We start from the raw sequence: 21416 nt of genomic DNA on the forward strand, positions 1-21416 counted from the left end.
CGCCGCCTTGGCCCCACGCGTGCGCGTGCCCTGTCCGTAGCGTTGTTCCCGGTGCGCCCGCCACGCCGGAGCTTCCGCCGCATGCGCGGCGGCGATCTCCGGCGGCGGGCGCAATCCGTTCGGCGGTTGGCGCTGCCGGGTGAAGCGGGAAAGATCGTATGCCCTCATGGCTTGCGCTGTTGTGCGGTTGCGGTGTTGCGTTGCGGTTGCCCCGGCCCGTTCCGTGCGCGGGCATCCGGGCGATGCCCTGCCGTGTTGCGGTGGGCACTCAAGGCTTGCTAGGGTGGCGTTGCGGCAGCAGATCGGGCCGCACGGACGCTGCGTCCGCAACCGAATCGAAAGTATGGAGGAGCGGGGCCATCCCCCGGTTCTCCCCCGTTCATACCGGACAAAGGAGCCAGACATGCGCCGCATACCGGCGACACGAGTTGTGGAGGAAGTGGCGCGGCTGTGCGTGGAGTGCAACCGCTACCTGCCCAAGGATGTGCGGTGGGCCTTCTGCAAGGCGCAGGCGGCGGAGGACAGCGACGTCGCCAAAGAGGTGTTCCGGCAACTGCTGGAAAACGCCGACCTTGCGGCCACCACCGGCCTGCCGCTGTGTCAGGACACGGGGCTGGCCGTCTTTTTCGTGGAACTGGGCGAGGACTGTCGCGTGGACGGCATGACCCTGCGCGAGGCCATCACCGAGGGTGTGCGCATCGGCTATGCCGAGGGCTTTCTGCGCAAGTCCGCCTGCGACCCCCTGACCCGCAAGAACACCGGCGACAACACCCCGGCGGTCATCCACATGGACCTTGTGCCCGGCGATCGGCTGCGCATTGCCTTCATGGCCAAGGGCGGCGGCAGCGAGAACATGTCGCGCGTGACCATGCTGGCCCCCGCGCAGGGGTGGCAGGGCATCAAGGACTTTGTGGTGCAGCGCGTGCGCGAGGCGGGGCCGAACCCCTGCCCACCCACCATCATCGGCGTGGGCGTGGGCGGCACCTTCGACTATGCGCCCATCCTGGCAAAAAAGGCGCTGCTGCGCCCGCTGACGGACATCCACCCCGACCCGGACATGGCCGCCAAGGAAGCGGAACTGCTGGCCGCCATCAACGAACTGGGCATCGGCCCCATGGGCCTTGGCGGCAAGGCCACCTGTCTTGGCGTGAAGATGGCTTTTGCCCCGTGCCATCTGGCCAGCCTGCCGCTGGCCGTGAACGTGCAGTGTCATTCGGCCCGGCACGGCGAGATAGAACTGTAGGTAGGGCTGCGGGCCGGGCCGTGCGCCGGGCGGCGGGGAGGACCGTGCGGTGAGCGGACTAGCCGCAACCCTGCGGACGCTTTCCTGCAAGTGGTCGGCAAGCTGCGCAACCGTTGCGGGCCTGTTGTTGCTGCATGATGCTGGATTGCGAATCGCCCCGACGCGGGTGCCGCGCACGGTGCAGATGTCTGCGCATCGCTGACCGACGCGGGGTGCGGCAACGCAATCGCCCGCCATCCTCAATAGCCCCATTGCGGTCCCGCCTCGGGACATGTACGGAAATACAAGGAACCAGATATGGCTACCCACCACCTTACCACCCCCCTGACCGACGAGGCCGTGGCGCAACTGCGCAGCGGCGACGTGGTCTTTCTGTCCGGCACCATCTACACCGCGCGCGATGCGGCCCACCGCCGTCTGGCCGAATCGCTGGATCGGGGCGAAGACCTGCCCTTCGACCTGCGCGGCGCGGTGATCTACTACGTTGGCCCCAGCCCGGCCCCGCCCGGACGGCCCATCGGCTCTGCCGGTCCCACCACCAGCTACCGCATGGACAGCTACGCCCCGCGCCTGCACGCGCTGGGGCTGAAGGCAACCATAGGCAAAGGACGCCGCAACACCGAAGTGCGCGACGCCCTGAAAGAACATACTGCCGTCTACCTGGGGGCGACAGGCGGCGCGGGCGCGCTGCTTTCGCAGTGCATCACTGCCGCCACCGTCATCGCCTACGACGACCTTGGTCCGGAAGCCATCCGTGAATTGACCGTGAAGGATTTCCCCCTGCTGGTCATTAATGACTGTGTGGGTGGGGAGTTGTATGTGTGAGGGTAGTATGATGAATTCGAAATTTAAAATTCCAGTTCAGCATAGAATTGAGTCTGTTGATATAAATGGTCTATTTGGGAGAAGGAGTTACCGAATTATATTTGATGGAGGAATTAGAATTATTGTTGGTGAAAATGGATCTGGAAAAACAACAATACTAAATATTGTTCATGCAGCAATAACTGGAAATGTAAATAAGCTGCTACGATATGATTTTAAGAGTGTAAAAGTAAATTATGTAGATGGGGGAAAATACGATTTTGTACCAAAGGCTTATAAACGTAGCGGTAAGGATGTGTCGAATGTGAGTAAGATTTTTGAAAGTTTTAGGCACTTGCTGTCAACAGATGATTATTATGTGCTGTCAAGATTTATAGATCATGGGTTTGTTTCAGATATACACAAGAAAAGAATATATCACATGATGGATAAATACCCTCATATTGCTGGTGTTGTAATGGAGCATTTTGAATTGTTCTCTGGTGGTAAGGGGCAGAGTGTTCAAGGGAGAGGGGTGAAGTGTATTGACAAAAATAGTGTGTTGTATTTCCCGACGTATCGAAGGATCGAAGATGATTTGAGTAAAATAGGCGTCGAGGGAGGGGTGAAGGGTAAGTTTGCTTCGATCGAGTTTGGTATGGGTGACGTGGTTTCGATGATAGATGAGATGACTTCTAATATAAAGACCTCTTCCGTGGCTCAGTTTCATGACGTTTCGGGTGATATGCTTAATAACTTAGCTAGTGGCGAAGCGGAAATTGATAAAATTTCGTTTATGGCTGATGTAAAGAATATTGATGTTGTCATGGCACGGCTGGGGAAGAGAATTAATCATGACGCAATAAGTTTGATTAAAGAATCAATAAGCACAGGGGAAATATTTTCAGATAAATACTTCACGATAGCTTTTTTGCTCGGGAAATTGCTTTCTGCATATTCAAAGCAAAAGGATAAAGACGATTCAATTAACGGGTTTTGCAATTCGTGCAACAAGTTTTTGGTAAATAAGTATTTTGATTACAACTTGCATGACGTGGAAGTTGATATCAGAAGGACGGATAATGCTTCTAAAATATCCCTGGAGGATTTATCTTCTGGTGAGAAACAGGTGGTTTCTATGATGTCTAAAGTTTTTTTAGGTTCAGGTGCCCCATATGTGTTTATGATTGATGAGCCAGAGCTTTCATTGTCGATGAAATGGCAGAAGATGTTGCTAGAGGAGATTGTTAAATCTGGAAAGTGCTCTGATTTGTTTGTAATAACGCACTCGCCTTTTATTTTTGACAATGAGCTTGATTTCTACGCAAAAGATATTGAAGAGTTCGTGGTGTAGCTATGGGCTATGTCGAAGAACTTCGCGAAGGTCGTAGGCGCGGTGTTGCGGCTTTTCTGGAGTTTTCAACATCTTTCGATAGGGAAAGCATGCTGTTGCATTGTTTTTTTGAGGGGGACGATGAGCTATATTATGGCGTTAGAATTGATAGCGTGCGTAGAGAGCGTTATAGGGCTTATAGTTGCGCGGGTAAGGCGCAGGTGTTGCTGGTTAGGAAGTTAATACGTGAAAATGAAACTTTCAGCACAGCGAGAGTGTTTTTTTTTGTTGATAGAGACTATGATGAATTGAATATTGACGATGAATGTGTGTATTGTTTGCCATGCCACTCTATTGAAAATCTTTACGCTGATTATTTTTCTGTTGAAAAGATACTCTTAAGAGATTTTAATCTAAAAATAAAATCTAGCAGCTTTTTTAGTTGTTCTTCTTTGTTTATTGAATTGTTTGAGGAGTTTGTTGTCGCGATGGTTGAATTCACGTGTTGGTTGTCGATCCATTCGAAAAAAGAAAAATTGGCAGGCGTTAGAGCGTTAAATCTTAATAATTATGGTGCGCATAGATTTGTAGATATCTCTTTGGATGGTGTTAAGAAAAAGTACAATGTCGAAATAATAAAAGAATTGTTTAGCAACGCGCATGAAATATCACCTGATGAAATTAATGCTGAAAAGGCAACCAATAAGCGTAACCCATCTTGTTTTGTTAGGGGCAAATTTGTTGCAGAATTTTTAATGAAATTTTTCAATCTCTTAATCGAAGAGTCTTCATCTGATAGGTACAAAATATTTACGGATGGAAAAGTTCGGAAAAGGCCCTTGGTTCAAAATGTAATTTCAGAATTTTCACAGTATGCTAAGACACCACCATGCTTGGTTAAATTTTTGACACAACATATCTGATGAGTTGGAGAGCAGTTTTGCATGGAACGTTTACGAATGCCCCCGCCGACGGCGTAGCCCCCGACAACTACCACGCCACGTCCATCTATCCGGAGTTCGTGCAGGTGGAACCGGGGCGCTGGGTGTTGCTTACGGAATCGCGCATGGATTGCGTCATCCGCAAGAATCCGGATGGTTCGCTGGAGGTGGTGGAGTTCCGGCGGTTGAAAAAGGGCGATCTGGTGGCGGTGAGCCGGGGTGAAAACGGCGAGGACGGCATCTACGTGCATGCCGGACCGCTGGACCAGTTGCCGGACTTTCTGGCCGGGTGGACTCCGGCCAACGTGTCTGCCAGCACGGTTGGCCCCACGTCTGCCGCTTCGCAACCATCAACGTCCCATGCTGACAACCCACAGGCGGAAAGCCCCGCCGCCCCGTCCGACTCGTCCGTCCCGTCCGCCCATTCCGCCCCATCCGCATCATCCGCCCCGCTTTCCTCCGCCGCCCCTGCCGACAAGTTCGCCTTCCGTACCGGCGTCAGCCGCGAAACTTCCTTCTCGCTCGATTACGACACCCTGTATGACGTGCTGCGCCACGACAGGGACAACGGCCACATCGTGTGGGTGGCCGGTCCTGCCGTGGTGTTCGATGCCGACGCCCGCCGCGCCTTTGCCGGGCTGATCGACGCGGGTTACGTGCACGCCCTGCTGGCGGGCAACGCCCTTGCCACGCACGACCTGGAGGCCGCCCTGTACGGCACCGCGCTGGGGCAGGGCCTGTACGACAAGCGGCAGGCCCCGCGCGGGCACTACCACCATCTGGACGCCATCAACACCATCCGGGGCTGCGGGTCCATCCGCGCCGCTGTGCAGTCGGGCCGCGTGCGTGACGGGGTGATGCACGCGCTGGAAACGCGCTCCGTGCCCTACGTGCTGGCCGGGTCCATCCGCGACGACGGCCCCCTGCCGGAAGTCATTGCCGATGTGTACGCCGCACAGGACGCCATGCGCGCCCACGTGCGCCGCGCCACCACCGTGGTGGCACTGGCCACCGCGCTGCACACCATCGCCACCGGCAACATGACCCCTTCGTATCAGGCCGGGCCGGGGGGCAGCCTGCGCCCGGTGCATTTCTTCATTGCGGACATCTCGGAATTCGCAGCGGGCAAGCTGGCCGACCGCGGATCGCTGACCTCGCGCTCCATCCTCACCAACGTGCAGGACTTCGTGGTCAACGTGCACCGGGCGCTTACCGGTGCGTGCCGCACGGAATAGCCGGTCCACCCGCCCCGGCGCGTTGCTTCTCGCCCGTCTCGCCCGTTCGGCCCGTCCCGTCCCTCCTGCCGTCTGGTCTGATCTCCGACCTGACTTGCCTGCTCGTCCGGCACCAGCCCCCCTGCGCCACGCATTCACGCTCCCGCGTGTTTCCGGCGTGTTTCCGGTGCGTCAAGCCGCTTGCAAAGGTGGGGCACCGCTTTGCGTGCGGCTACGCTTCTTGATGTACATTCCACTATCATTACACGTAGTTATTTAAGCATATCCCGCGCCGCGCCGATAGGAAGGGTGCAACGCAACGCATTCCGCGTTGGAAGGAGGCACCATGATGGATGGCATCGGCACCGCGCAGGGACTGTTGGGCCTTGGCGGCTTCACGCAGGCAACGGGAACGGCGGGGACGGCGGCCACCGGCTCCACTTCTACTGGTTCCGCCATGTCCGGAACGGAAACAACCACCACCAGCAGCGGCGACACCGTGACCATCTCGGACGAGGCGCGCCGCAAGGCAGCCCTGCTTGGCGAGTCCGGCGGGTCGGGCAAGTCCGGCAGTTCGGATGCCGCCCAGGCCCTGCAGAGCGAGGTTTCGCAGTCGGACATCTCGTCGGCGGAATCCGAGGTATCGGACCTGCGCCAGAGCCTCAGCGAAGCGGAGGACGAACTGGCCGAATTGCAGGACGACACCGACATGGACGAGGAAACCAAGCAGGAACAGGTCCAGTTGATGCAGGCCAAGATTACCATGCTGGAAAGCCAGATTTCGCAGGCCCTGACCGAAAAGTCCGAGTTGGAGGAGCAGCAGCAGGAAGCCGAGCAGGGCGGCGACGACGCAACCGCCACGGCGGAGGCGGAAACCGGAGAAGAATAGCGGTTCTTGCGGCACCTGTCGGCGGTCCGCAGGCCCGGCGCGGGACGCATGGACCAGCGTGGGACGTTTGGCGCAGAACGGGACACATGTTTTCCGTGGCGGGGGCCACGGATGCACTGCGGCAACAGGGATCAGGCTCACGCACCCGCATGCACGCACAGCGCATGCGAAAGGACGCGGCCTTCGCTTCGGCGGGGCCGCGTCTGCGTTTACAGGGGCGGGCACGGCTGGCGGGGGGAATGGGGCAGCGGTCAGCCGCGCGAACTGCCGGAACACCATTCAGGAATCACAAGGTATGTTGTGTTATGCAATGAAATGTGAGCGGGTGCCGTAAACTCTTCATGTGCTGCGCCGATAGGTTGACTGAACGTCGCGCATTTGCGCGAAAGGAGGTCCCATGGTCGAAGCACTGGACGGAACCCAGGTCGGCACCGCCTACAGCACCTTGCAGGTGCAGGCGGGCACGGAACGCACGGGCACGTTGCGCACCGCGTCCACGGAGGACACGGAAAGCGGCGGCGACACCGTGAGCATTTCGGATGAAGGGCGCCAGAAGGCGGCAGGGATGGCCGGCAGCGGCGCGGGTGGTGCGCAGTCCACTGAAGAGTCGGACTCCAGCGACGAACTGGCATCGCTGAAGGAGCAAATCCAGAACCTGCGCGAACAGATCCAGGAAAAGCAGCAGGAATTGCAGGAAGTCCAGCAGGATGCCAGCCTGGACGACGAGCAGAAGCAGCAGCAGGTGGCCATGAAGATGTCGGAAATCACCATGCTTCAGAGCCAGCTGACGGAACTGCAATCGCAGAAGAGCAAACTGGAGACGACCAGCTCCAACGATTCCGGATCGTCCGGTGGGGCGGCGGGCGTCAGCATCAACGTGTAGCCGATGCTGGGCATGAAGGGGCGCGAGCACGGCGCGCCCCCGGATGTCCGGGCAGCATTGTGTTGTGCGCGGCTGTGGCCGCACGGAATGAACGCGGTTTCCGCCTTGGCGGGGGCCGCGTCCGTCGTTGCGGGGCGGGCGGGGTGCGCAGGCCGGAGAGTAGGGGCCGAAAAGCGTACGGCGGCGGATAACCGGCGGGCGGCTATCGCCACACGGCGCGGGCGGCCTCCACCAGGGCGCGCAGGGCCGGGTCGTCGCTGCGGTCGGTGCGGTGGGCGATGCACAGCGGCACCGCCAGCGGTTCGGGCCACACGTATACCCCGTGGTCGCGCACCATCTGGGCGGTTTCGTCCGCGCGCAGCACGGCCACACCCTTTCCGGTGGCCACCAGCTGCTTGACGATGGGTTCGTCGATGGCAACCGCCGCAGTGCGCGGGCGCAGGCCGTAGGGGGCCATGCGCGCGGCCACGGTGCGATGGAAGGGGCAGTCGCAGGTCGGCCAGATCCACGGCAGTTGCGATAGGGCATGCCAGGCGTTGGCGTCGTGCACGGGCAGGCGGGGCAGGTCGGAAGGGGCATAGTCCGGCCTGGGCGCGGGCATGCCGCCGTGGCGGGTCAGCAGGGCGGCCAGCAGCCCGGGGGCGGGGGCATCGGCGGCAGAGGTGCCGGAGCCACCATCCGGTGCCACGTCCTGTCCCGGCATGTGCGGGGCCGTGGCGTCGGCGGGCCGTGGCGCGTCTTCAGCGAACTGCTGCGCGTATTGGCCGAACTGCGGGGCGCTGTGGCGGCGCACGGCGTCGGACCATTCCGGGCGTTCCGGCGGCGGATGCGATTGCGCGCGGGCACGGCCCTTGCGGGGGGCGTTGGCGGGCGCGGCGGCAGCGGCCCCCGGCGAGACGGCGGTGGGGGATGCGGCGGGCAGCGCGGGCACCATGCTGGCGGGAATCACGATGCGTATTTCCACATCGCGCAGGGGGTGCTCCACGATGTCGGGCGAAAATTCCTGCCCGTAGCGGTAGCCTGCGTCAATGACCGATTCGCGCAGCAATTCCGGCGTGGTCATGGTCTGGGTCATGGTGAATTCCAGCGCCACGTCGGGGCAGGCCGCGCCCAGCGCCTCGTGCAGGGCCACCATGCGCAGGAACGAAGGGTCGGTGTTCAGGCCAAGGGTGATCCGCCCGGTGGGCTGGGCGCGCAGCCGTTCGGCCTTGCGGCGCAGGGCCGTGGCGGCATCCAGCGCCTTGCGTGCCAGGGGCAGCAGGTCGGCGCCAGCGTCGGTCAGGTCCATGCCGCGCGCGCGGCGGCGGAACAGGGTCACGCCCAGGGCGTCTTCCAGCGCGCGAATCTGCCCGCTGAGGGCCGACTGGCTGAGGTGCAGCTCTGCGGCGGCGCGGGTGAGCGTGCCGGATTCGGCCACGGTGGCGAAAGCGCGGAGCAGGTGCAGTTCCATACGGTGCGCGGGGTTGTGGAAGCAGGGGGAAAGGCCGGTGACGCCGAAAGCCGTGGGGGCGGAAGACGCCATGCGCGCCGCCGGGGTAACCCGTCAGGTTCTACCGGATACGCCGGACCCTGTCATATCCGGTCATGTCCGGCCAAGCTGGGCCATGTCCGGCCAGACTGGGCAGGCTGGGCCATATCCGCCAGACTGGGCAGGCTGGGCGGGCATTCGGCTGCACCGAACGCTGCCTTCGGGAAATACCGTTGGATTTCCGGGCGCTATGGGGCCAAGGATGGCACGGAAACAACAGGAGGGCAACCCCATGCGCAGCGCGCAACTTGGACCGTGGCTTCTGGCGGGGCTCATCGTGGGGCCGGTATTGGGTTCGGGCATCATCATCCTGCCGCCCGTGGTGCTGGGCGTGGCCGGGCCGTGGGCGCTGCCCGCGTGGCTGGTCATGATTGCAGTCGGGGTGGTGTTCGGGTTGGTGTTCGGAGAGCTTTCCGTGCTGTTCCCCGGCGATGGGGGTGTTTCCGTGGCGGTGGGGCACGCTTTTGGCCCCGAGGGGCGGCGGTTGGCCTCGCTGTATCTGGTGGTGGCGGTGCTGTTCGGCCCCGTGGCCGTGCTGCTGACGGGGGTGCGTTACCTGCCGCTGGGCGGGATGCCGCCGGTGGGCGTGGCCTACGGCCTGCTGCTGGTGTGCGCCGGGCTGATGCTGCGGCAGGTGGCCTCGCTGGGGCGGGTGGCCCTGGTGCTGTCGTCGGTATCGGCAGGGCTGCTGTTTGCCGGGGGCGTGGCCACGCTGGGCGATGCGGCGGGTACGCTGTGGAAGGGTACGGGGGGGGGAATGGTGGGCGGAATGGCTGCCTTCGCCCTGCCCGCGCCGGACTGGTCCATGCTGGGGCACGCGCTGTTGCTGCTGTTCTGGATCGTGGTGGGCTGGGAAGTGGTGGGCAACTACAGCGCGGAGGTGCGCAACCCGCGCCGCACCATCCGCAAGGCGGTCATCCGCGCGCTGGCCGCCGTCACGGCGGTGGATGTGGCCGTGGCCGGGGGCATGCAGTGGCTGGCGGTGCGCAACGCGGCACCGGCCCTGGGGAGCGCGCCGGGTGTGATCGGCGCGCCGGGTGCGGTAGACGCCGCTGGCGGCTTCACCGTGCCGCAGGACGGGGTGGCCGCGCTGCTGACGCCGCTGTTCGGCGCGTGGGGCGGCCCGGTACTGGGGGCGCTTGCGCTGGCCCTGTGCGCCACCACCTACCTGATGTTCGTGGGCGGGGTGGCGCGTCTGGCCGCATCGCTGGCGGCGGACGGCATCCTGCCCCGCGTGGTGGGGCTGCGGGCCGCTACCGGCGCGCCCGCCGGGGGCATCGGGATGCTGTGCGGCGCGCACATGGTGGTGCTGGCCGCCGTGGGCCGGGATGTCATCGACGTGACCGGGCTGGTGGCGCTGGCCGACGGCTTTCTGCTGGCCAACGCCCTGTGCGGCGTGCTGACCGCCGTACGTCTGCTGCGCGGCCCGCTGCGCTGGGGGGCCGCAGGGCTGGCGCTGGTGCTGGGCGCGGTGCTGGCCCATGCCGCGTGGTGGGTGCTGGGCGTGGTGGCGGGGCTGGCCGTGTGGATGTACCGCGCCCGCGTCCCGCGCATCGGGGGGTGCCTGCGCGCGCTGTGCACGGTGCGGGGGCTGCGCTGCGTGTGCGAATGGCTGCTGCCCGACCCGCGCCGCACGCCGCTGCATGACGCCCGTTCGGTGGAGCGCTCGCTGAAGTAGGCGGGGGACGAGGCGGGCGATGTTGCCCGATGTCCGGCGGTTTGCCACGCGAGAGCGAGGGAAACGAAAAAGGGGAGGCCCATGGGCCTCCCCTTTCGTTTGCAGTGCCTTGCGTCCTTTGCCCTGCCATTGGCTATCTGCCGCAGGCCAACGGACAAAAAGACCATGTAGAGCCTTAGTAGGCGTGCTCGTCTTCCAGATCCTCGTCGGTGATCTTGTGGGTGAACACGGAGTACACCCACGCCTGGTACGCCAGCACGATGGGCACGAAGATCACTACCACGGTGAGCATGATCTTGAGCGTCAGCGGGCTGGACGCGCCGTTGGCGATGGTGACGCTGAAGGCCGGGTCCATGCTCGACGGCAAGAGCGCCGGGTACATGCCGAACACCCCGAAGAAGGTCACGCACACGATGAACACCGCGTTGCACACCCAGGCCATGCCCACCGAGTTGGAGGCGATGAAGAACCGGGTGGTCAGCAGCGAGGCCACGGCCAGAATGGGGAACACCAGCAGCGGCGGCAGCTTCATGTAGTTGACGTACAGGTTGGTGTACACGGCGGTGGCCGCCAGAAAGGCCAGCGCGGCGCACAGCAGCAGCGGCCAGATGCCGCGCGCCAGGGCCACGGCCCGGTCGTGCAGCTCGCCGGTGGACTTGATGCCCATCCACAGCGCGCCGTGCAGGGCGAACATCAGCACGAAGAACACGCCGCCCAGCAGGCCATACGGGTTCAGCAGCTTCAGCAGGTTGCCGTGGTACACGCCGTTGCCGTCGATGGGGATGCCCATGAACAGGTTGGCGAAGGCCACGCCGAACAGCAGCGCGGGCACGAAGTTGCCCAGAAACTGGAACACGTCCCACACCTTGCGCCAGCGGGGGTTGTCGATCTTGTTGCGGAACTCGAAGGACACCGCGCGGAAGATCAGCGCGAAAAGCAGGATGAGCAGCGGCGCGTACAGCGCGCTGAACATCACCGCGTAGGCCTTGGGAAACGCGGCGAAGGTGACGCCACCGGCGGTGATCAGCCACACCTCGTTGCCGTCCCAGAACGGCCCCGCAGCGTTATAGATGGTACGGCGTTCGGTCTCGTTGCGTGCGGCGAAGGGCAGCAGGGTGCCCATGCCGAAGTCGAAACCGTCAAGGACGAAGTATACGGCCCACAACAGGCCCCACAGGACGAACCAGATTGTCTCCAACATGTTTCCGATCCTCTCGGTTAGCTGTTCATGCGGCTATGCGGCACGTCGTGCGGGCTAGGCAGCGGGGCCTTTGCGCGCGTACTTGCGAAGCAGGTAGATGTCGAGCACGCCGAGCAGGGTGTATACCGCCCCGAACGCCAGCAGCGATACGGCAACGGACGAGGCGGGCACCGGCGATACCGCGTCGGTGGTGCGCATCATGCCGTACACGATCCACGGCTGGCGGCCTATTTCGGCCACGGCCCACCCGGCCATGATGGCCACGTAGGGCAGCGGGATGGCCCAGGGCAGCGCCTTCAGCAGCCACTGCTTGTCCTGCAGGCGGTTGCGGAACAGGAAGGCGGCACCCGCCAGCAGCGGGAACAGCGTGCCAAGGCCCACCATCAGGCGGAAGTTCAGGAAGGTCAGCAGCACGGGCGGGCGGTCTTCCTTGGGGAAGTCCTTCAGGCCCTTCACTTCGGCCGAGGGATCGTTGAAGGCCAGCAGGCTGAGCACGCCGGGAATGCCGAAGGCCTGGATGGAATTGCCCTCCGCGCTTTCATTGGGCACGGCCAGCAGGTACATGGGCGCGGACTTCTGGGTTTCCCAGTGCGATTCCATGGCCGCCAGCTTGGCGGGTTGCAGCTCGGCCACGGTGTTGCCGTGGTTGTGCCCCTGCACCGCCACCAGAAGGGCCAGCACCAGGGTGAACCCGGCGGCCAGCCTGAACGAGCGATTGAAGAAATCCTCTTCGTTGCGGCGCAAGAGGTGCCAGGCAGAGATGCCCAGCACGAAGAAGCCCGCCAGCATCCACGAGGCGAACATGTTGTGGAAGAACTGGCCCCATGCGTAGGGGTTGCTGAGCACGGTGAAGAAGTTGTCCAGTTCCGCACGGTTGTTGCGGATCACGTAGCCCACGGGGTTCTGCATCCAGCCGTTGGCCAGGATGATCCACAGGCCGGACAGGTTGGAGGCAAACGCCACGGCCCAGATGGCGAACAGGTGCATCTTTTTGGACACGCGCTCCCACCCGAACACCCACACGGCCAGGAAGGTGGATTCCAGGAAGAAGGCCAGGGTGGCTTCTATGGCCAGCAGCGAACCGAAGATGTCACCCACGTATTCCGAGTAGCGGGACCAGTTGGTGCCGAACTGGAATTCCAGGGTGATGCCGGTGACAACGCCAAGGGTGAAGTTGATCAGGAACAACTTGCCCCAGAACTTGGCCATGCGTTTGTAGGTTTCGTTTCCGGTGCGGTAGTGGAGGGTCTGCATGACCGCGATGAGCACCGAAAGGCCCAGTGTCAGCGGCACGAAAATGAAATGGAAGAAAACGGCCACCGCGAACTGCAGCCGTGACAGCATGACGACATCCATGCTTTCCCCCTTTGCGGGTCCGGCGGTGTGACCGCCCGGAAGCCCGGCAAGGTTAAACGGTGAAATCGGCGCGCCGCCCGGTCTGCTTCCGCCGAAGGCCGGACGACGTGTGCGCATCAAGCGATAATGGTTGCTACTACCACTTTCCTGCCAATATGCAAGCATGGTGGAAGAATTTTTACACGCGCTGACGGAAGGGACTGTACGCAATCTAGCATGGTTGCGGAGAAACTGTCAGCAAAAAATGCATGGCGGCGGCAAGTTGGCGGTGCTGGCCGGTTTGCGGGGCGGGATGGCCGGTTTGCGGGGCGGGATGGCCGGTTTGCGGGGCGGGATGAGCGGTGCGGACGGGCAGGGGGAAGGGGCAGGCCGGGCGGGTGTGCGCAGGCACGGGGGCGAGTCGTGCGGATGTGCCCGCACTGCCCGTAGCAGGCAGGGAACATTTCGGGCATGCGCCATGCCCTCATGCGCAACGGGCGCCGACCGCATGGTCGACGCCCGTTGCTGTCGGCGGGGGAATTCGGGCAATCGGAATTACGGGCTACGGCTTGCCGAAGCCGTACTTGTCCAGCACGGCCATGCCTTCGGGGCCGGTGACGTACTTGATGAACGCGGCGGCGGTGGCCTTGTCCTTGGAGCCGGACAGGACGGCAATGGGGTAGGTGATGGGGGCGTGGCCCTTGACGGTGGCCACCACCTTCACCTTGTCGCCCGCGATCTTGGCGTCGGTCATGTACACGAAGCCCGCTTCGGCCTCGCCGCGCGCCACGTAGTCCAGGGCCTGGCGCACGCTTTCGGCCAGCACGGCCTTGCCGGAGATGGCGTCCCACGAACCGGCGGCGGTCAGCGCGGCCTTGGTGTAGCGGCCCACGGGCACGGAATCGGGGTTGCCCACGGCGATGCGGGTGACATTGGCCTTCTTCAGGTCGTCCACGCCCGCGATGGCCAACTTGGAATCGGCGGGCACGATGAGCACCAGGCTGTTGGACACGAAGTCGATGCGGGTGGCCACGTCGATGAGCTTGCTTTCCACGGCCTTGTCCATGGTGGCCTGGTCGGCGGAGGCAAAGATGTCCACCGGCGCCCCTTCCTGCATCTGCTTCAGCAGCGGGCCGGACGCGGCGAAGTTGGTCTGCACCTTGCTGCCGGGGGTGGCCTTTTCGAACATGCCCTTGATGTCGGTGAAGGCGTTGGTCAGGCTGGCGGCGGCGGACACGGTGATCTCGCCCGCCTGGGCGGCGAGGGGGGCGCAGACCAGTGCGGCGCAGACCAGTGCGGTGGGGATCAGTGCGGCAAGAACGCGGCGGCCGGTGCGAAGCGGACGGAAACCGGAAATCATGAGGCGCCTCCTGTCTGAGGTTGAGTGGTGTCTGCGGGGACGAAACGGTCGTCGGCCCTGCACTGCACGGCATTGTCCGCCACGGTGGCGAACCAGCCCGTCCTGTCGGCATCCCATACGTCAAAGGTGGGGACGTACGGCTTGATGTCCAGCACCGGGGTGCCATCCAGCATGTCCACGTTTTCCACGTGCAGCCGGTTACCGGTGATGCCGGTAAGCCGCAGGACGGAAATGCCGATGGGGTTGGGCCTGCGGGGCGAGCGGGTGGCGAACACGCCGTGCTCGTCGTTGTCCAGGAAGGGCTTCACGAGAAGGGTGAAGCCCTTGCATTCGTGCAGGTGGTAAATGACCAGAAGGTGCGAAAAGCCTTCGATGTCGGCGAGGCCGTCGGCGAATTCGGGCAGCACGTCGATGCTGCCCGCCACGCCCTGGGCGCCCACGGGCTGGATGGGCATGCCGCGCACGTTGGTGAACGGGGTGCGCATGTGGGCCACAGGCGCGTAGGAAATGTGTTGGGCGTGCGGATCGTCTGCGGGATCGTCTGCCCGAGTGTCTGCCCGAGTGTCTGCCCGAGTTTCTGGGGGACGGGGCGCGGCGTGGGCGGCCACCGGGCCGTGCAGCAGGTGCAGCGCCGTCGCCGTGGCCAGCAGGGCCACCCCGGCCTCCGGTTCCGGCCACAGCAGGGGCACGCCCAGCCCGGCCAGCATCAGGGCCAGCGGACCGCCGCACAGTTCGCGCAGGCGCAGGCGCATGGCAGCGCCGCGTCCCGTTGCCAACCCCAGTTCGCCGTCATGGGCGTTGCCGCGCGGCGAGCGGCCCCCCTCGAAGGCCAGCAGCACGGCCAGAGCGGCCAGCGCAAGCAACAGCAAGGACAGCACGGGAACAAGCACGGCGGGCAGGGAGGACGCGAAGGGCATGGGCATCTCGTCGATGGCGCAGGTAAGCCGGAGAAGCAGCCCGCCCTGCGGATGCCGGTGCAGCATTCCGGACGGGGCATGAAGGCGGCACGGAGGTGCCGGCCCGGTGCGCATTCCGGGCCGGACCTCGTCGGGGCACCGGTGCGGCAGGCACGTGCGACCGGGCTCCTTCCATCTTCCGGGTAGTCTTTGCCCGGGCAGCACGCAATACGGTCACCTGGGTTGTTTTTTTCGTGACTGTGTTCCCTTTCCGGCCAAAACCGACCAAGACTTCCGGCAGGGTAGCGGCGGCAACGACACCGCGGAGGCAGAACGACCATGCATGCTCCTTTGGCCGGTATCGTCGGCGCACTGGACGAGACACAACTGGAACTGATGCGGGCCTGCATCGAACGGGAACTGGAGGCGCGGCTTAACGGCGGCGTATCCGGCACACTCGCGGAATCCGGCGTATCTGGTGCGTCAGGCGTATCAGGCATGTCAGGCGCATCAGGCATGTCAGGCGCAGGCTGCGTGGGCGCGGACCCCCTGGGCGCGGCAACGCTGCACTCCATCGTCACCGCGTTGTCCGGCGTATCGGGCATGAGCGGCCCCACCGCCTGCCCGCACGGTGCCGCCCGGAACGGTGACGACGGCGCCCATCCCCGACCCGCACCGCAGGGGGGCAAGGATGTTCCCTGCCCTGCCCAGAGCTTCGAGGTGCCGGAAGGGGTCAAGCACCTTACGTCCGAACAGCTCGACGAGCTGACGGTAACCTTCCTTGCCTGGTTCGGCGCGGCCACCACGCCGGTGCAGCGCCGTTCGCGCGGGCGTCTGTGGGTGGCCTTTCTGATGATGCGCCACGGCGCGCTGCGGCTTGGCGAGGTGCTGGCCCTGGATGATGCCGCCGACCTTGACCCGGTGCGGCAGCAGGTTATCGTGCGCGGGCATGGCGGGCGCGAAATCCAGTTGCCCGGCCCGGTCATGCGCGAGGTGCAGCGGGTGCTGGACGACCCCATGATGTTCGGGCTGCGCGGGCGGGTATTCCGCATGGATCAGGGCTACGTGCGCCGCAAGTTCTACGAGCGTGCGGCGGAATGCTCCATTCCCAAGGAATACCTGAACCCGCGTGTCATCCGGCATTCGCGGGCAGTGGAGCTTTTGCGCGGCGGCGTGCCGCTGAAGATCGTGCAGGGCATCCTGGGCCACCAGAGCATGAACCAGACGGCCAACTACCTGCGTTTTTCGGACGATGACGTACGGCGCATCGTGCATCATTACCTGAACAAGGAGACCCGGATGAAGACCAGCGCACGCAACGCGTTCACCGGCAGGGTCACGTCCGTCGTCAAGGACGGGCTGCTGGTGGAGGTGGAACTGACCACCAACAGCGGGCTGAAGGTGGTTTCGGTTATTACCGAGGAAAGCGCCCAGAACCTTGGGGTGAGCACCGGCAAGGTGATGACCGCCACGGTGAAGGCGCCGTGGGTGATCCTGGCCCGTGAGGAAAACCGCCTGAAGACCAGCGCCCGCAACCGCTACGCGGGCAAGGTGGCGCGGGTGAACCTTTCCGAGATAGCCGCCGAGGTGGTGGTGGACCTGCCGGAAGGCACCACCGTGTGCGCCCTGCTGACCGTGGAAAGCGTGAAGGCGCTGGACCTTGCGCCGGGCATCGACATTCTGGTGATGTTCAAGGCGTTCTCGGTGATCCTGAACGTGGAATAGCCTGGCGAAACGCCCTGTGTGCGGGCATGCCGTGTGAGCATGACATGTAGGCATGGTCTGCGGGTGGCATGCCGCCCGCCTGCGGAAAGCGCTGCCGTCCCCGAGGGGGCGGCGGCGCTTTCACATGGAGGGGCGGACGGGGGGACAGATGGGCGAATGGTACCCGATGGCCCGTGACTGCCGGACGCGCGAGGCGGCGCGCCGGGTGAAACCCGCCAGGCCATGTTGACGCGCATGGCCTGGCGGGAAAGGTGGCGGAAAGAGCGGATGGCCTGGGTGCTGCTACCCCATCAGGGCCATGAGCAACCCCAACGCAGGCTTCCCCTCCGCCCGCAGTTCGCGGAAGTTCAGGCGGTGGCGAATGCGGCCGTCCTCGTACAGCACCAGGGTGTCGGCAAAGGCGTCCACATCGTCCGGGTCGTGGGTGATGATGATGGCCGGTATGTCGAAGTGGGCGAACAGCCTGCTGAATTCCTTGCGCATGCGCACCCGCAGCAGCGGGTCCAGGGCAGAGAACGGTTCGTCCAGCAAGAGCGCGCGCGGGTTGGTGGCCAGGGCGCGGGCCAGCGCGGTGCGCTGGCGCTGCCCGCCGGAAATGTTTCCCGGCAGGTTGTGGGCCACGTGGTCTATCTCGAACAGTTCCAGCAGTTCGTCCACGCGCCGTTTGCCGCCTGCGCCGTCGGCCATGGAGGCGTTTCCATTCCCGGCAACGCTGGCACGGTGCCCGGCGCCCAGGCCGAACTCCACGTTCTTGCGTACCGACAGGTGCGGGAACAGGGCGTAGTCTTGGAACACGTAGCCGATGCCCCGGTCGCGCGCGGGAATGTCGATGCCCGTCGCCGTGTCCAGCAGGGTGGTGCCGTTGATGACGATGCGCCCCTCGCGCGGGTGCATCAGTCCGGCAATGGCTTGCAGGGTCAGGGTCTTGCCCGAGCCGGAATGGCCGAACAGCACCAGGGTGCGGTCCTCCGTGGCGAAGGAAACGTCGATCTTGAAGCCCTTGCCGCCCGCGCCACGGGCCGGGGGCAGGCGGTGGGTGATGGAAACGTCTATCATCACGCCCCCCTGCCGAAGGAAAGCCCGCCCGTGGCCAGCTTGTCCGCCAGGATCAGCACGCCCATGCACAACAGCGAGGTGGCGATGACCAGCGCCAGCGCCTGCGCGTCGTCCCCGGCCTGAAAGGCGGAGTAGATGGCCAGTGACAGGGTTTGGGTGCGGCCCGGCAGGTTGCCCGCGATCATCAGCGTGGCGCCGAATTCGCCCATGCCCCGCGCGAAGGCCAGCATGACCCCGGCCAGAATGCCGCGCCACGCAAGGGGCAGCGACACCCGCAGGAACACCTTCCACTCGGATGCCCCCAGGGTGCGGGCCGCGTTTTCGAGGTTGTGATCCACGGCTTCCAGCGCGGCGCGGGCCGATTTGTAGATGAGCGGAAAGACCACCACCGTGGCCGCCACCACCGCGCCTTCCCACGAGAACATCAGGTTGATGCCGAATTCGGCCAGCCACGGCCCCAGCAGGCCGCGCCGCCCCACCAGCAGGATGAGGTAGTAGCCGATGACCGTGGGCGGCAGCACCAGCGGCAGGGCGCACAGGGCGTCCACCCAGGTGCGGCCCGGAAAGGGGCGGCGGGCGATGCACCACGCCGTCAGGATGCCGAGCACCGAGGACACCACCGTGGCGATGCCCGCCACCTTCAACGTGAGCAGGATGACGGACAGCTTCAGCGTGTCCGCCGCGAAGAGGGGGGAAAGGAAATCCATGGCCCGACTGTGGCGAAAAGGGCGGGGGGCCGCAACAGAGGCACGAAAAAATTTGTCTTGGTGACCGTGGCACGGGGCACTGACACGAGCCCGCGACATGCTGTCGGAAAAGGCCCCCGGCGCGATGCCTGCGGGCGTGGCACCCACAGGAATGTCCCGATTTGCCAAAGAAAAGGGGAAGGACCGTGCGGCCCTTCCCCTTGCGTTTTCCAGATGCGGCTCAGACTGCTGGCTGCGCGTCGCCTATGCTCCGCACTTGGCGGTCAGCGCGGCGGCCACGGCCTTGCCCAGTTCGAAGCACTTTGCGTAGGTGTCGTGGGTGGGCACGTGCTTCACCTTCACCGCTTCCGCGGGCAGTTCCATGCCCATGGATTCCAGCCATTCGGTGATGGCCTTCACCGATTCGCCGGACCAGCCGAACGAGCCGAACGCGGCGCCGATGCGGTTTTGCGGGCGCAGGCCCTTCATGTAGGTGAGCATCTTGGCCACTTCGGGCAGGATGCCGTTGTTGTGGGTGGGCGAACCCACGATCACCGCGCCGCAGTCGGCCAGTTCGGTCATCACCGCGCTGTGGTGGTTGGCCTTCAGCCACATGATGCGGGTGGGCACGCCGCCCGCCTCCAGCCCGTCGGCGATGGCATGGGCCATCTTTTCGGTGGAGTGCCACATGGTGTCGAACACGATGACGGCGCGCTTCTGCGGCTTCTGCTCGGCATAGCGGCGGTAGGTGTCGAAGGCGAACCGCACTTCGTCGTACCCACGGAAGATTAATCCGTGGTCGGGGGCCAGCATGTCGATGTCCAGCTTCAGCTCGGCGATGGCGTCCAGCGTCTTCAGCACGATGGGCGAGAAGGGCAGCACGATGTTGTGGTAGTACTCCTTCATGGCGTGCAGCAGCGCGGAGCGGCCTATTTCGTCGGCGTAGCGTTCGGTGCTGGCGATGTTCTGGCCGAAGGCGTCGTTGCAGATCAGCAGCTTGTCTTCCGGGATGTACGACACCATGCTGTCGGGCCAGTGCAGCATGCGCGTTTCCACAAAGGTCACGGTGCGCTTGCCGAGGCTGATGGAGTCGCCCGTCTTCACCACCTGCACGGGCCAGCCGGTGATGTCGAAGTGGGCTTCCATGGCCTTCAGGCCCATGGGCGAGCAGAAGATCTTTTCAGGCTTGCAGCGGGCCACCATGTCGGCCAGGGCACCGGCGTGGTCGGGCTCCAGATGGTTGCAGACGATGTAGTCGATCTTTTCGGGCTCCACCACCTGGGACAGGCGGCAGAGCAGGGTGGGCAGGAATTCGTGCTTCACCGTGTCGAACAGGGTGACCTTTTCGTCCATGACCACGTAGGCGTTGTACGTGGTGCCCTGCGGCGACAGCGAATAGCCGTGGAAGTCGCGGCTGTTGTGGTCGACAACGCCGACCCAGTGAATGTCCTTCTTTATTTCAAGGGCGTGCATGTTCTACCTCGCGGTGCGGGTGCGGTGGGTGTGCGCGGGGGGCGCGGCATGCCGGCGAGCATGCGCAAGAGGGCTGACCAAAGGAGTAAGTAAATTCCGTGGGTGGGGCAAGGGGGGCGATGCCTGATGTGCGGTGCGGGCTGGCGCGCGGTGCGAACCGGCGCGCAACGCGGCTTCGGGTGGCGGCTTCGACGTGCCCTGGGCCTCGGCACCCGGCGCATGCGGCGTACCGACCCTCCACCCCCCGGGGGGGGGGATGTGGCCCGAAACAGGGGCGGACGCAAAGGGGGGAGGCGCACCGCCATTGGCGGCGCGGCCTCCCCTGATGGTCATGAGTCGAAATGCCCTAGGCGGGTTCGAATTCGGACTTGGGCGCGCCGCAGATGGGGCACACCCAGTCGGCGGGCACGTCTTCAAAGGCGGTGCCGGGCTTCACGCCGTTGTCGGGGTCGCCTTCGGCGGGGTCGTATTCGTAGCCGCAAACGGTGCAGACGTACTTCTTCATGATTCGTTCCTCATTGTCGGGTGGTTGCGATGCGGGCACGCGCCGCGGCCTGTCACGGGACTGTCGGCCGCCGGGGCGGCGGGGACTGCTGTCCGCCGGGGCGGCGCGAGGGCGGGCTTACGCCTTCCAGTGTCCGTGCAGGTTGCAGTATTCGCGGGCGGAAACTTCGGTGGCCTGGATGCAGAACTCGGCCTCGGGGGCATCGCCGGGCTTCAGGAACTTCGTGTAGCTGCGACCGTCGGCGATGAGTTCGATCCACTCGATCCAGTGGGTTTCCTCCATGGGGTGGGCCACGGAGCCAACCTTCACCTTGTAGCCGGTGGCGGTCTTTTCGATGACCGGCACGTGCTTTTCCTTGGCGCCGTCGCTGGTGCCTTCCTTCATGAGCTTCATGGGTTCGCCACAGCAGACGAGGTCGCCGCCGCCAGCGTGCATGACTTCAACGATGTTGCCACAGTGAACGCACTTGTAGACTTCGAGCATGTTCGGCACGGGATGTCTCCTTGAAGGATCTTTGGGGCCTGTATCGGCCGTGTGATGTTCGTGCGGTGCTGGGCGCCCGCTTTGTGCGTGCGGTCCGTCCGGTCCCTCCGGTCCGGGGGGGGCCGGGGTGTCTCGTTGCTTCCGCGTGTCCTGCGATCCGGGGGGGGCGAAGGTTCCGGTGGC

Annotated in this window: 19 protein-coding genes; 9 read left to right on the forward strand and 10 right to left on the reverse strand. The window is 63.9% G+C overall.

All coding sequences use genetic code 11. The annotated features are described in order from the left end of the window. Window positions 1–403 precede the first annotated feature (403 nt). From ABWO17_RS06205 to ABWO17_RS06235, 7 genes are all read left to right on the forward strand, one after another. On the forward strand, window positions 404–1243 hold the full coding sequence (locus ABWO17_RS06205; protein WP_353116706.1) for a fumarate hydratase: 840 nt from the start codon (window positions 404–406) through the stop codon (window positions 1241–1243). 297 nt (window positions 1244–1540) lie between these two features. Further along, entirely contained in the window at window positions 1541–2068 is a 528-nt protein-coding gene (locus tag ABWO17_RS06210) for a Fe-S-containing hydro-lyase (RefSeq protein WP_353116707.1), read from the forward strand. A 7-nt stretch (window positions 2069–2075) separates the two neighbouring features. After that, window positions 2076–3401, forward strand: a complete 1326-nt coding sequence (locus ABWO17_RS06215; protein ID WP_353116709.1) for an AAA family ATPase — start codon at window positions 2076–2078, stop codon at window positions 3399–3401. A gap of 2 nt (window positions 3402–3403) precedes the next feature. Continuing rightward, the gene (locus tag ABWO17_RS06220) at window positions 3404–4303 is read left to right on the forward strand and encodes a DUF4435 domain-containing protein (RefSeq protein ID WP_353116711.1); all 900 of its coding nucleotides are present in this window, start codon (window positions 3404–3406) and stop codon (window positions 4301–4303) included. Between the two features lie 17 nt (window positions 4304–4320). Beyond that, on the forward strand, window positions 4321–5556 hold the full coding sequence (locus ABWO17_RS06225; protein WP_353116713.1) for an ornithine cyclodeaminase family domain: 1236 nt from the start codon (window positions 4321–4323) through the stop codon (window positions 5554–5556). Between the two features lie 325 nt (window positions 5557–5881). Then, window positions 5882–6424, forward strand: coding sequence for a FlxA-like family protein (locus ABWO17_RS06230; protein ID WP_353116715.1), 543 nt, complete (start codon window positions 5882–5884; stop codon window positions 6422–6424). Window positions 6425–6821: 397 nt separating this feature from the next. Further along, entirely contained in the window at window positions 6822–7307 is a 486-nt protein-coding gene (locus ABWO17_RS06235) for a FlxA-like family protein (RefSeq protein WP_353116717.1), read from the forward strand. A gap of 202 nt (window positions 7308–7509) precedes the next feature. On the opposite strand, the gene ABWO17_RS06240 is transcribed toward ABWO17_RS06235, so the two are convergent. Next, entirely contained in the window at window positions 7510–8829 is a 1320-nt protein-coding gene (locus tag ABWO17_RS06240) for a LysR family transcriptional regulator (RefSeq protein ID WP_353116719.1), read from the reverse strand. A 238-nt stretch (window positions 8830–9067) separates the two neighbouring features. Between ABWO17_RS06240 and ABWO17_RS06245 the strand changes: the two genes are divergently transcribed. Further along, a complete protein-coding gene (locus tag ABWO17_RS06245) occupies window positions 9068–10513 on the forward strand; it encodes an APC family permease (RefSeq protein WP_353116721.1) in 1446 nt (481 codons plus the stop codon). 175 nt (window positions 10514–10688) lie between these two features. Here ABWO17_RS06245 and cydB read toward each other — a convergent pair whose 3' ends face one another. From cydB to tsaA, 4 genes are all read right to left on the reverse strand, one after another. Continuing rightward, window positions 10689–11714, reverse strand: coding sequence for a cytochrome d ubiquinol oxidase subunit II (cydB, locus tag ABWO17_RS06250; RefSeq protein ID WP_353116723.1), 1026 nt, complete (start codon window positions 11712–11714; stop codon window positions 10689–10691). A 54-nt stretch (window positions 11715–11768) separates the two neighbouring features. Beyond that, entirely contained in the window at window positions 11769–13070 is a 1302-nt protein-coding gene (locus ABWO17_RS06255) for a cytochrome ubiquinol oxidase subunit I (RefSeq protein WP_353116725.1), read from the reverse strand. Between the two features lie 541 nt (window positions 13071–13611). Further along, entirely contained in the window at window positions 13612–14409 is a 798-nt protein-coding gene (gene modA, locus ABWO17_RS06260) for a molybdate ABC transporter substrate-binding protein (protein ID WP_353116727.1), read from the reverse strand. Then, on the reverse strand, window positions 14406–15326 hold the full coding sequence (gene tsaA / locus ABWO17_RS06265) for a tRNA (N6-threonylcarbamoyladenosine(37)-N6)-methyltransferase TrmO (RefSeq protein ID WP_353116729.1): 921 nt from the start codon (window positions 15324–15326) through the stop codon (window positions 14406–14408). The genes modA and tsaA overlap by 4 nt, the downstream gene beginning before the upstream one ends. A gap of 318 nt (window positions 15327–15644) precedes the next feature. Between tsaA and ABWO17_RS06270 the strand changes: the two genes are divergently transcribed. After that, on the forward strand, window positions 15645–17030 hold the full coding sequence (locus ABWO17_RS06270) for a TOBE domain-containing protein (RefSeq protein WP_353116731.1): 1386 nt from the start codon (window positions 15645–15647) through the stop codon (window positions 17028–17030). Window positions 17031–17312: 282 nt separating this feature from the next. On the opposite strand, the gene ABWO17_RS06275 is transcribed toward ABWO17_RS06270, so the two are convergent. From ABWO17_RS06275 to ABWO17_RS06295, 5 genes are all read right to left on the reverse strand, one after another. Further along, window positions 17313–18086 (reverse strand): sulfate/molybdate ABC transporter ATP-binding protein, encoded by a 774-nt coding sequence (locus tag ABWO17_RS06275; RefSeq protein WP_353116733.1) that lies wholly within the window; start codon window positions 18084–18086, stop codon window positions 17313–17315. Further along, entirely contained in the window at window positions 18086–18793 is a 708-nt protein-coding gene (gene modB / locus ABWO17_RS06280) for a molybdate ABC transporter permease subunit (RefSeq protein ID WP_353116735.1), read from the reverse strand. The genes ABWO17_RS06275 and modB overlap by 1 nt, the downstream gene beginning before the upstream one ends. Before the next feature lie 243 nt (window positions 18794–19036). Continuing rightward, a complete protein-coding gene (locus ABWO17_RS06285) occupies window positions 19037–20245 on the reverse strand; it encodes an FprA family A-type flavoprotein (RefSeq protein ID WP_353116737.1) in 1209 nt (402 codons plus the stop codon). A gap of 346 nt (window positions 20246–20591) precedes the next feature. Then, entirely contained in the window at window positions 20592–20750 is a 159-nt protein-coding gene (rd, locus tag ABWO17_RS06290) for a rubredoxin (protein WP_007526280.1), read from the reverse strand. A 117-nt stretch (window positions 20751–20867) separates the two neighbouring features. Beyond that, window positions 20868–21242, reverse strand: coding sequence for a desulfoferrodoxin (locus tag ABWO17_RS06295; RefSeq protein WP_353116740.1), 375 nt, complete (start codon window positions 21240–21242; stop codon window positions 20868–20870). Between the last annotated feature and the right edge of the window lie 174 nt (window positions 21243–21416).

This window comes from Nitratidesulfovibrio sp. (assembly GCF_040373385.1).
GTDB lineage: Bacteria > Desulfobacterota > Desulfovibrionia > Desulfovibrionales > Desulfovibrionaceae > Cupidesulfovibrio.

Coding starts and splice junctions, on each gene's coding strand:
- ABWO17_RS06205 (WP_353116706.1), top strand. CDS start 404: ATGCGCCGCATACCGGCGACACGAGTTGTGGAGGAAGTGGCGCGGCTG.
- ABWO17_RS06210 (WP_353116707.1), top strand. CDS start 1,541: ATGGCTACCCACCACCTTACCACCCCCCTGACCGACGAGGCCGTGGCG.
- ABWO17_RS06215 (WP_353116709.1), top strand. CDS start 2,076: ATGATGAATTCGAAATTTAAAATTCCAGTTCAGCATAGAATTGAGTCT.
- ABWO17_RS06220 (WP_353116711.1), top strand. CDS start 3,404: ATGGGCTATGTCGAAGAACTTCGCGAAGGTCGTAGGCGCGGTGTTGCG.
- ABWO17_RS06230 (WP_353116715.1), top strand. CDS start 5,882: ATGATGGATGGCATCGGCACCGCGCAGGGACTGTTGGGCCTTGGCGGC.
- ABWO17_RS06235 (WP_353116717.1), top strand. CDS start 6,822: ATGGTCGAAGCACTGGACGGAACCCAGGTCGGCACCGCCTACAGCACC.
- ABWO17_RS06240 (WP_353116719.1), bottom strand. CDS start 8,829: ATGGCGTCTTCCGCCCCCACGGCTTTCGGCGTCACCGGCCTTTCCCCC.
- ABWO17_RS06245 (WP_353116721.1), top strand. CDS start 9,068: ATGCGCAGCGCGCAACTTGGACCGTGGCTTCTGGCGGGGCTCATCGTG.
- cydB (WP_353116723.1), bottom strand. CDS start 11,714: ATGTTGGAGACAATCTGGTTCGTCCTGTGGGGCCTGTTGTGGGCCGTA.
- ABWO17_RS06255 (WP_353116725.1), bottom strand. CDS start 13,070: ATGGATGTCGTCATGCTGTCACGGCTGCAGTTCGCGGTGGCCGTTTTC.
- modA (WP_353116727.1), bottom strand. CDS start 14,409: ATGATTTCCGGTTTCCGTCCGCTTCGCACCGGCCGCCGCGTTCTTGCC.
- tsaA (WP_353116729.1), bottom strand. CDS start 15,326: ATGCCCTTCGCGTCCTCCCTGCCCGCCGTGCTTGTTCCCGTGCTGTCC.
- ABWO17_RS06270 (WP_353116731.1), top strand. CDS start 15,645: ATGCATGCTCCTTTGGCCGGTATCGTCGGCGCACTGGACGAGACACAA.
- ABWO17_RS06275 (WP_353116733.1), bottom strand. CDS start 18,086: ATGATAGACGTTTCCATCACCCACCGCCTGCCCCCGGCCCGTGGCGCG.
- modB (WP_353116735.1), bottom strand. CDS start 18,793: ATGGATTTCCTTTCCCCCCTCTTCGCGGCGGACACGCTGAAGCTGTCC.
- ABWO17_RS06285 (WP_353116737.1), bottom strand. CDS start 20,245: ATGCACGCCCTTGAAATAAAGAAGGACATTCACTGGGTCGGCGTTGTC.
- rd (WP_007526280.1), bottom strand. CDS start 20,750: ATGAAGAAGTACGTCTGCACCGTTTGCGGCTACGAATACGACCCCGCC.